The 11663-nt window shown below is 28.2% G+C and carries 8 protein-coding genes and 1 other annotated feature; all 8 genes read right to left on the bottom strand.

The genetic code is table 11. The features are described from left to right. Positions 1–20: 20 nt before the first annotated feature. The 8 genes from KGF38_RS02040 to KGF38_RS02075 all read right to left on the bottom strand — a co-directional run bounded on the left by KGF38_RS02040 (position 21) and on the right by KGF38_RS02075 (position 11400). Complete coding sequence (locus KGF38_RS02040; protein ID WP_021384590.1) at positions 21–632, bottom strand: amino acid ABC transporter permease; 612 nt, start codon at positions 630–632, stop codon at positions 21–23. Between the two features lie 37 nt (positions 633–669). After that, positions 670–1473 carry an amino acid ABC transporter substrate-binding protein gene (locus KGF38_RS02045; RefSeq protein WP_054270255.1) on the bottom strand — a complete coding sequence of 268 codons (804 nt, stop codon included), beginning with the start codon at positions 1471–1473 and terminating at the stop codon, positions 670–672. A 126-nt stretch (positions 1474–1599) separates the two neighbouring features. Beyond that, positions 1600–1862, bottom strand: a binding site (T-box leader). An 85-nt stretch (positions 1863–1947) separates the two neighbouring features. Beyond that, on the bottom strand, positions 1948–3255 hold the full coding sequence (locus tag KGF38_RS02050; RefSeq protein WP_054270254.1) for a hypothetical protein: 1308 nt from the start codon (positions 3253–3255) through the stop codon (positions 1948–1950). A 560-nt stretch (positions 3256–3815) separates the two neighbouring features. After that, positions 3816–4259, bottom strand: a complete 444-nt coding sequence (locus KGF38_RS02055) for a SufBD protein (RefSeq protein ID WP_227832132.1) — start codon at positions 4257–4259, stop codon at positions 3816–3818. 216 nt (positions 4260–4475) lie between these two features. After that, positions 4476–4853 carry a C-GCAxxG-C-C family (seleno)protein gene (locus KGF38_RS02060; protein ID WP_054270252.1) on the bottom strand — a complete coding sequence of 126 codons (378 nt, stop codon included), beginning with the start codon at positions 4851–4853 and terminating at the stop codon, positions 4476–4478. 114 nt (positions 4854–4967) lie between these two features. Next, complete coding sequence (locus KGF38_RS02065; protein WP_054270251.1) at positions 4968–5462, bottom strand: methylated-DNA--[protein]-cysteine S-methyltransferase; 495 nt, start codon at positions 5460–5462, stop codon at positions 4968–4970. Positions 5463–5609: 147 nt separating this feature from the next. Next, positions 5610–9863 (bottom strand): 2-hydroxyacyl-CoA dehydratase, encoded by a 4254-nt coding sequence (locus KGF38_RS02070; protein WP_074179390.1) that lies wholly within the window; start codon positions 9861–9863, stop codon positions 5610–5612. A 367-nt stretch (positions 9864–10230) separates the two neighbouring features. Beyond that, positions 10231–11400 (bottom strand): hypothetical protein, encoded by a 1170-nt coding sequence (locus KGF38_RS02075; protein ID WP_054270249.1) that lies wholly within the window; start codon positions 11398–11400, stop codon positions 10231–10233. Positions 11401–11663 lie beyond the last annotated feature (263 nt).

Raw genomic sequence — 11663 nt, forward strand, 5'->3', positions numbered from 1 at the left:
CCTCCTATAATATTGTAACTTTATCTATAATAAGAATATTTTTTTTCAAGTAATTCAAATCCCTTAGTAAGTATAGCTACAAATATAAGATATATTGCCCCTGCCTCAAATAATGGTAATAAGCTCGCTTCTCTGTTCATTGCTATTTGAGATATTCTTAAAATATCATTTAATCCTAATATATATACTAAAGATGTATCTTTTACTAATGTGATTACTTCATTTGAAATAGGTGCTAGTATTCTTTTAAAAACCTGTGGAAAGATTATTCTCTTATACATTGTAAATTTATCAAATCCTAGTACTTTTGAAGCTTCATATTGTCCTCTATCGATTGACTGTATTCCACCTCTAAATATTTCTGCAAAATATGCTGCATAATTTAAGAAGAAAGCTACTATTCCAGCTGTAAATCTGTCAAATACAATTCCTAAAAGAGGTAAGCCATAAAATATGACTATCATCTGTAAAAGTAAAGGCGTCCCTCTCATTATTAATATATAACATTGTGTAATACCACTTATTAATTTATTTTTTGATAATCTTAAAAATGCAACTGCAATCCCCAATGGAATTGATACTATCAATGTTATACAAAACATTGCTATAACTATCTCTAAACCTTGTAACATGCCTATAGTGCCCCCTTCTTAACAGCTAATCTATCTTTTACTTAAACCACTTATCATAAATTTTGTCAAAAGCTCCATCTTTTTTCATTTCTTTTAATGTTTCATTTATTTTCTTACAAAGTTCTGGATTTTCTTTAGAAGTTGCTACAACATAATCTTCTAATCCAAAATCTTCTTTTAACACTTTGTATTTATCTTCACCTTTTTGACCCATATAGTATCTAATTAAAACTTCATCACCAACAACTGCACTAGTTCTACCTATTTCTAAATCTCTAAGTGCTTTATCATAAGTATCATAAAGAACTGGTGCTCCACCTTTTAAGCTATTCATGAAATCTTTATCCTTTTCCACTGCATCAAGTGCTGTTGAACCTTGTTGTGTTCCAACTTCTTTATCTTTTAAATCCGCTTTTGAATTTACTTTTGAATCACTTAAAGTAACTATTATCTGTTTATTTTGTAAATATGGTTCTGTATATGATACTATTTTCTTTCTTTCATCTGTTATAGAGTACCCATTCCATAATACATCTACAGTCTTTGAGTCATTTAACTCAGTTTCTTTCATTGACCAATCTATTGGTTGGAACTTAACTTCCATTCCAAGTCTCTTAAATGTCTCTTTAGCTAACTCTACATCAAATCCTACAGTATCTCCTTTTTCATCTAAAAATCCCATTGGAACAAATGTATTATCAAACCCTACAATTACTTCTTTTTTTGCTTCTTTTGAAGCATCTTTTCCCTTTTCATCATTTGATTTTGAACAACCTGCCATTCCACTTACTAAGCCTAACATAATTGTAAATATTCCTAATTTTTTTAATATATTTTTCATAATATTCTCCCTCGTCTTTTAAATTTTTAAATATTTTGATTATTTTTTAAAAAGTATATCTGTTGCAATATAATTCTCTGCGCGCTTAAAAAATTATATTAAAAAAACTCCCGTCTCTAGCTTCTGCTAGAGGACGGGAGTTGACTCTCGTGGTTCCACCTCTGTTCATTAATGCCTCACGACACTAACCTCTTTAAGTACAATAAAATAATTATACTCTAGCACTATAACGGGTGCAAGGATTCCGGAAAGCTCCTAATGAAGTATCTTTACTCTTTCAGAGTTCTGCTCAAAGATGTGTTCAAAGTAAAATCTACTGCTCCTCTCACCAATCGGAAACTCTCTGTTTAAGATTAACTACTTCTACTATTTCTTTTCTTAGCATTTAATGTTGTTTTGAATTGTTATTATGATATTGATTTTATAGCATAAGGCAATATCTGTCAATATATATTTTAAAATAAATATAAAAATTTAATTCCAAGGAACAACTTCTACTTCACCATAACATCGTTCTACTAATCTATTGGAATACTCACCTCTATACCCCAAAATAAAGAGTAAAACAAGCTCAATATATCTTGTTCCTATTGAGATTATATTCCAAATATCTTCAACTTCTAACACAGCTCTATGAGTTCTCCTGCTTGGATGAACTATACTATTCCTTAAATAAATCACTAAATCTACCCCATCATCAAACTTGTTTTTTATTGTATTGTCAAATATATTTAATTCATGTTTTCCATATGGTATTTTGCATGTATCAAGTAATAGTCTTATATTTTTAGATGCTAAGTTACAATCAAAAGCTTCATCTGTAAGTATTTTATTTTGCTCTACTAAAATTACATATGATAGAGTTTCAAGTGCAATTTGTACAGATATTATGTTATTTTCCATAGTAACACTTCCAAGAGATTCTATATACCAGTCAGTAACACTTTTTATTGCAGAACCATAATAAAAATCTTCTAATTTTTTGCACATAAGACTTATATATTTCTCCATATTATGATAGTTTGAAAGTGTATCTGACCATGTTGGTACATATCTAAATGGAGATATCTGATTTTCATTCCATATTCTATAGACTTCATTTCCGCTTCTATATCCTTTGGCCAAACAAAATCCAACATACCTTCCACACATAAAACTCAAAGCTGTTGATATTCTATCTAAAAGATTTATTGTATTATTTGTTCTAAAAATTCTACCATCTTTTCTTCTAACTCTACCTATATGAGTTATTATTGCTCCAGACTTAGACCTTAAATCTGACTTAAGTTCTTTTCTATAATCATATCTTTTATCTATAGTCACAACATAATCATTTATATCAAATTCGATTCTACCTGCATATACTTTATCATTATATTTAATGAGTTTGCCTGGTATTTTATCTAAGTTTATTATATTAAAATCTACATGTTCAACATAAGAGTTTTTGGATTTTATACAGTCATCATTGATATATCCTTCTATAGTAACATCGCTTAAAGTGTTTATTGTTATGGAAATGATTTTATAACCATGAACTTCAAGAATAGCATTATCATAATCTAAAGCTAAATTATCATCATCATTATCTATTTCTTCAATACAACCTATATCTGCCTTAAAGTTTATAGATATTGGAGGTGTCATTTTATAATAAATTTTTCCATTACATCTATATTTTTTATCTAAATATATGCAAAACCGACCTTCATAGATATTAATATCTTCATTGATACCATAGCTTAAATACTCTGATGTTATAGCATCATCAATTGCTTTCATTTTAATTCCCACCTTTGCTTTTGTATAATAACATAGGGATTGTAGTTCTTTTTTATTTAGTAAAACTCAATCTATTATATAATTTAGCGTATTATTTCATTACTTATGTACTTTAATAATTTCCTATAAAAATAGTGTCATTCTAGTATCATCGTTTATTTAATACATTATGTAATTTATTTAAATTTAATTCTTTAAAAATTTATATTACTTACTTGCAATTTCTACAGTTTATTACATCCTTCCTTGTAATTATAGCATAGTTTTATAATTTCATATTATATATTTATTTCCTTTGTTTTTATTCATTTAGATATTATCATCACTATATATGTATTGTCAAAGAAAACATTTAATTTATCAAATATCTTATAACATATTACATAAGACCTTATATGTACATTATTTAGTTAAAAAACTAATAATCTTATCTTTTTTTAAATAATTTTTCAAACAAAAATGGCAGCTTTGATTTATTGTTTCAAAACTGCCATCAAACTGAAAATATTCTATTTTGATGTATAGAACTTTATCATTATATTAATAGTCTTTTACTTCCATCAATCTTCAAGCTTAGATAAAACTTCACTTATATCTTTTTCCACTAATGGTTTCATATTGTTATTATAAATACTTATGTTTGCATTACTTAACTCCATTTGTATACGATGGATAAGATTTTTTTTATGCTCTGTAATCTTAGGTAATGATTTAATAAACATTCTTGAAACAGAGGGTTTCTTATCTGCAATGTGACTTAAAATATAGTCTATATTTATTTCAATTTTATTTTCGGTATCCCATTGAGCATTTGCTGCTATTAATAGAAGTCCTCTTGCCCTAATATATGAGCTTTCATTATTGAGCATCTCTAAAAATGAATCAAAAAAACAATATGTAATATTTGATTTCATACTTTCATTTTCTAAAAACAAAAAAGTTTTATATGCTTCATTCTGATTTTTTGAATATAATTTGTTAATAAGTAAATTTATATCTTCCAATCTTCTCATCTCCCTCATAACAAACATCTATTTAAACAAAGTATAATATATCCAAGAATGGATATAAATAAATGTCTATATTAAAAAAAATTCTAAAATTCTGCTAAAATCACTTACTATTTATTTACAAACAGTAATCATAAAATATTATAAACTTATTGATTATAGGCTAAAAAAATAAGCTATCAAATAATTTATACTTGATAGCTTATTTTTTTATAATTCTTTTTTTAAAGTTTCCTTTAGACTATCATATGCAAAATCCATTATCTCTCTACATGCAACTAAATCTTTTTTTAAGTCTATACATAGTTCTGAGCCATACTCTTTTCTTACTGTTGTAGTCAAATCTTTAGCATACACTTTAGCTTTAGTACTTTCATCTTCATGATTTCTGCCTTTTACATATCCAATTATTATATTTGAGGCATTTACTGCACCACATAAACTAGCAACTCCACAACCTGAACCTAGTCCACTTCCTAAACAAACTGGTATATCTGTATTAAATTCCTCATTATATGCTTTTATAACTGATTCTGCACAATTAAAACCTTTTTCATGATATTTTGATGCTATAACTTTATTACACATTAAAATTCCCCCTCGTATTTATAAATTAAAATATTTTTTTGATATTTTTGTAAAAAACACTTCTTTTTACCATTATTATATCAAATTTTAACAACAAAAACACTTTTTTCTAGATTATATACTTTTTTCTAAGTTTAATAGTATCTCTTTCAAATCAGAATGATTTCCCATATATCCACCAATATTATTTTTACCAACCACTCTATGGCAAGGTATTATTATTGGAATTTTATTACTTTTACTTGCTTGTCCTATTGCTCTCACCGATTTTGGATTATTTATATTTTGTGCTATATCTGAATAATACAAGGTCTCTCCATATGGTATTTTTAACATTTCCCTATAAACTGATTTTTGAAACTCAGTCCCTTCAATACGAATATCTAAATCAAATGCCTTTCTTTTTCCCTTAAAATAATCATCTATCTGATTTATAGCTTCTTTTAAATCTTCCTTGCTTCTTTTTATGTCAATTCCTTTTTTGATATATTCATCTTTTAATTTATTAAACTTTTCATCTCCTATATCTATGCTGACTATAAAACCATCTTCACTTAATATGTACAAATTTCCTATTTTAGATTGATAAACATCATATACTAGATTCATATAACTTTCCCCCTTTACTCTAGTATACATATAATTTTTTAACTAATAAAGAGTTACCCTAAAAAATAGGATAACTCTTCTTTTATAACTGCTTAATATATAATATTTTTTTAATTTATTAACTTTTAATATATCAAAACATCAATTTTATATATTTTTGAAAGCTTTAGAAAGCATAAGTTTTATCCTGTTAAGCTGATTTACCTCACTTGCAGAAGGGTCATAATCAATAGGTATTATATTTGCATTTTTATACAATCTTTTTAATTCTTTTATAGAACCTTTACCAATTATATGATTAGGCAAACATCCAAAAGGTTGCATACAAATAATATTTTCTACACCTTCATTTAAAAGCTCAACCATCTCTCCAGTTAAAAGCCAACCTTCTCCAGTTTGATTACCTAATGACACTACTGGTTCTGTATTTTTAGCAACAGTCTTTATGTTCCCTGGTGCATAAAATCTTTTGCTCTTATCAAGTGCCTTCTTATACACCCTTTGGTATATTCCAGTTATGTATATAAATGCTTCTCCTATAATTCTACTCTTTCTACTTCCCTCTAAATGAGTATGTTTATAAATAGTATTGAATGCACAACTTAAGAAGAAATTTGTAAGGTCTGGAACAACTGCTTCGGCACCTTCTCGCTCCAATATATCTACTAAATTATTATTTGCGATTGGATGGAATTTCACTAAAATTTCTCCTACTAAACCTACTTTTGGTTTTTTTACATCAAGTATCTCTAAGTTATCAAATTCCTTTACTATATCTTTTATATTTTTAGTAAATACAGAAATCTTTGCTTTGACAAGAGAAGTTTTACATATATCAACCCATTTCTCATATAGAGTATTTGCACTTCCAGTTACCTTTTCATATGGTCTCACCCTATAAAGTACCTTCATCAATAAATCTCCATATACAACTGCCATAAAAAGTCTATTGATTAATTTTAGTGAGATATTATCCATTATTCCGCTATCTTCTATTCCATTTACACTAAGTGCTATTACAGGAACATCTTTAAATCCAGCATCATACATAGCTTTTCTCAAGAATCCAATATAATTTGTAGCTCTACAACCTCCACCAGTCTGAGTTATAGTAACAGAGGTATTATTTAAATCATATTTACCAGATTTTAATGCTGTTATTAATTGACCCACGACTATTATAGCTGGATAACATGCATCATTATTTACATATCTTAGTCCCTCTTCAATTACATTGCTATCTGTATCTTTTAAAACCTCTATATTATAACCACTTAAATTCATAGCCTTTTCAAGAAATTGAAAATGTATTGGAGACATTTGTGGAGCTAATATAGTATGTTTGTTCGTTATTTGATTATTTTTAGCATATTGTATCCTATTTATCTTTATATTTTTAACATCTATATTTTTGCTTTCTCTTTCAAACATGGCTGCTTTTAAAGACCTCATTCTTATTTTAGCAGCACCTAAATTGTTGCCTTCATCAATCTTTATGATAGTATATATCTTTGATTTTTCATTAAGTATTTCCTGAACTTGGTCTGTGGTTACTGCATCCAATCCACATCCAAATGAATTAAGTTGAACCAATTCTAAATAATTTTTATCTCTCACAAAGCTTGCTGCTTTATACAATCTTGAATGATATACCCATTGGTCTACAACTCTAAGAGGTCTTTGTATATTTGCTAGGTGGCATATTGAATCTTCAGTAAGTACTGCCATATCTAATGAGTTTATAAGTTCTGGCATACCATGATTTATTTCTGGGTCTATATGATATGGTCTCCCACATAACACAATCCCCTTCATATCTCTTTCTTTTATTTCTTTAAGTGCTCTTTCTCCTGCAGCCTGTATTTCCATTTTAAAGGAATTTTGTTCATCAGTGGCTTTATCAACTGCATTATTAATTTCTTCTTTAGTTATATTTATATCTGAAAAACTTTTTGATAATTCTTCATAAAGTCTTTTTTTCAATTTTTCTTTGTCATTTAGACTTATAAATGGATTTATATAGTTTATGTTCTTATTTCTTATATTTTCCACATTATTTTTTATTACTTCAGAATATGATATTACAACAGGACAATTATAATAATTATCAGCACTTGAATCCTCTTTATTTTCATTCGTTACGCTTGGATAAAATATATTTTTTATGCCCTTTGCAATTAAGTTTTCTATATGTCCATGAACTAATTTTCCTGGATAGCAAACTGTTTCAGAAGCAATACTAGTTATACCAGTTTCATATAATCGTTTTGATGACCTATCTGAAAGTACAACTCTAAATCCCATATTATTGAAAAAAGTAAACCAAAATGGATAATCTTCATACATATTTAATACTCTTGGTATCCCAATCTCTCCATTTTTTGCTTCTTCTTTTTCTAGTGGTTTATATCTAAAAATCCTATCATATTTGTACTTAAATAAATTTATTGGTTTTTTCTTTTCTAGTCCTATTTTTTTATCGCCATAGATAGCTTCGCCTTTCTCACATCTATTTCCTGAAATAAAAATTTCATTATCAGAAAATTTATTTATAGTAAGAAGACAATGATTTGAGCATCCTTTACATCTAATTACACTTGATTCTAGCTTTATATTATTTAATTCTTCCTTAGATAATAAAGATGTTTGATAGCCACTTTCATACTTTTCTTTTGCTATAAGTGCTGAACCAAAAGCACCCATAATGCCTGAAATATTAGGTCTAATTACATTTTTTTCAATTAATTTTTCAAAGCTTCTAAGCACCAAATCATTATAAAATGTTCCACCTTGTACAACAATATTGCTACCAATTTCATTTAAATCTCTAATTTTTATTACTTTAAACAAAGCATTTTTTATTACAGAATAAGATAACCCTGCTGATATATCTCCAATACTTGCTCCTTCTTTTTGAGACTGTTTTACTCTAGAATTCATAAACACAGTACATCTTGAACCTAAGTCTACAGGACTTTGAGAATAAATCCCTTCATGTGCAAATTCTTCTATTGTCATAGATAGAGAAGTTGCAAATGTTTCTAAAAATGAGCCACAACCTGAAGAACAAGCTTCATTTAATATTATATTGTCAATTACTCCATCTTTTATTTTTAGGCACTTCATGTCTTGGCCACCAATATCAAGTATAAAATCTACATCTTTATCGAAAAATTTAGCAGCTTTATAATGTGCTATAGTTTCTATTTCTCCATTATCAATTTTTAATGCTTTTTTAATAAGACCTTCTCCATATCCAGTTACAGTTGAGCTCAGTATTTTAACGTCCTTTGGCAATATATCATATATTTCATTTATAACTTTAATAGTAGTTTTTAATGGATTTCCTTCATTACTATTATAATAAGAATATACAAGTCTTCCTTCTTCATCAATAAGAGCTGCTTTAGTAGTAGTGGAACCCGCATCAATTCCTAAATAACAATTACCTTTGATTGAATTTATATCTACATAGTTTATTTTTTCTTTTTCATGTCTTCTTGAAAACTCTTCATATTCGTTTTTATCTCTAAATAATGGTTCTAATAAATTTACTTCTCCATCTTCAATATTCTCTATACTATCTAGTTTTTCTATTAGAAACTCTAAATTTATACTGTCTTCATCTACTGATAATAATCCCGCTCCAATAGCGATATAAAGTTGTGCATCTTCTGGAAAAATTATATTTTCATCTTTTAAATCTAATACTCTTTTAAATGCTTCTCTAAGCTCAGATAAAAAGTACAATGGACCGCCTAAAAATGCTACATTCCCTTCTATTTTTCTTCCACAAGAAAGAACACTTACAGTTTGTACGACAACAGCATTAAAGATACTCATGGCGATATCAGTCTGCTTAGCTCCATCATTTATGAGAGGTTGAATATCTGTTTTAGCAAAAACACCACATCTTGAAGCTATTGGATATATAACATTGTACTCTTTTGCTAGCTCATTTAATCCACTAGCATCTGTCTTTAAAAGTGACGCCATCTGGTCTATAAATGCTCCTGTACCACCTGCACATATCCCATTCATTCTTTGGTCTATTCCTCCACTCAGATATGTTATTTTTGCATCTTCACCTCCAAGTTCTATGACAACATCAGTTTCAGGATGGAAATATTCTATTGCTTTTGTACTAGATATAACTTCCTGAACAAATTTTACTTCTAGTTTTTTAGATATTCCAATTCCACCTGAACCAGTTATTACAATCTTAGTATTTATATTTCCCAATTTTTCATATATACCATTTAGTACTTCTTTAACTGATTTTTTCACATCAGAATAATGTCTTCTATATTCTTTATGAACTATATTATTACTATTATTAAGTACCACAACCTTCACCGTTGTAGAACCTACATCAATTCCTATATGAAATAATTCATCCATTGTATCCCTCCATACTTATATGCTTTTTTTAATTTTTGTAAGTTCTATGGCTTTATTTTAAGTAAGTTATTCTATAATCTTTATGACTAATATTTTTATTTTATGATTATTTTATTAATCAAGCTTACTCTACTAGGTAATTCCCAATCCTAACCTTAAATTTTAAATAAGAACATATAGTTAGTGTACTAAATTTTGTCATAAATTTCTACAGATTTTTGTTACTTTTTACATAAATATAACGTAACTCTAATATCTACTTAATATTTATATATTATCTTCATTCATCAAAAAATGGTTGCCAGTGTACAAATTCTTCTTGTACACTAACAACCATTTCTTATATACTACATTTTATTAACTATACTTATCCTACGAGCATAAATATGAAGTGGGCTGCTGCTCCTGCACATAAACCACCTATTGTATGAGAAAGAATAGCTTTACCTGCTAATTGTCTAGCATTTAATGCATCCATCATACCAATATGTGTACTTAAATATCCACTCCAACACATCCCCATAGCTGTAAACACTGCTATATCATTAGGAGTTATAGCTCCTGATTTTATAAATTCTGGAACTAAAGACATTGCTGCTCCAACAGCTCCCAGTGAAGTTATAGGGAAAGCTATTGCTTCTGGTGATGTAAATCCAAACAATGGTTCTAATATAAATCCAAGTTTATCTCCAATAACTGGAAGTAATCTTATTCCTTCATATGCAGCTCCTGTATAAACCTCTTGACCTGTAACAGGGTCTGTAGATGGTCCAAAAGTTAATAGCATGACTAATGTACATACTACTAGGACACCTGGGATTATAGCCATTCCCATATCTACTCCCATTTTACCACCCTCAAGAATTGCATCTAAAGCTCTTTGGAACACATTTCCTTCTCTGACTTCTCTAAATTCAGCTTTTTTCTCTAGTGACCCTGTTGCTTTATCTTCCTCTGGATTGTATTTATAAAATTTCTTAGTAAATGTCAACATTATTCTAACACTTACTATACTACCTATAACAGCACCTAAATTACCAATTAATGCTGGAAGTACATATTCTGTACCTTGTGAAATCATAAATGTTGTTAAGATAAGTCCCATACCAAAAGCTGTTCCTAAGTTACATAATGCTGGAACTTGATATTTTTTAAAGTACTGTGTGAATGTTTTATCTTTAGCAAAAGGTATAATAGCTGGATTATCTGATAAATAAGTTGTTATAGCTCCTGCTATACTAGCACCAGGCAATCCATACAAAGGCTTCATAAATATAGCGAAAATTTTATTAATTAATGCTATTACTCCAAACTCTGAAAGTAGTGCGCTTAATGCGCCTGCAAGAACTGCCATAGCCATAATTAAGAAAACTGTCTCTAATAGTAAAGCATGTGCTGTACTCATTATTACTTTGAACATCATTCCAGCTCCCATAATACTACCAACATATCCAAAACCAACTACTAGTAATATTAAGAAAACAAAAGTTTCCATGCTTACTGCCTTAACCTGTCTCCTGTCTGTTAACTTCTCCATTTTGAATCATCCCTTCTTTTTCTTTTGTTGTAAAGTTTAACAAAACCTTTTCTCTTTTTTAATTATACTTATAAATATTACTGTTTGCAACTTTATTTGTCATTTTTTTATCATAATTAAAATGAAAATCAGTATTTTAATAATAAAAATTTTTCAGATTTATGCAAGCTTTCGACATCTTATCCTTCATTTTAGAAAAAGTATGATTCCTTACTAATTATACACATGTTACTCTAACGACCTAATATCCACCTATAAGTTGT

The organism is Clostridioides sp. ZZV14-6387, from assembly GCF_020657835.1.
Taxonomy (GTDB): domain Bacteria; phylum Bacillota; class Clostridia; order Peptostreptococcales; family Peptostreptococcaceae; genus Clostridioides; species Clostridioides difficile_A.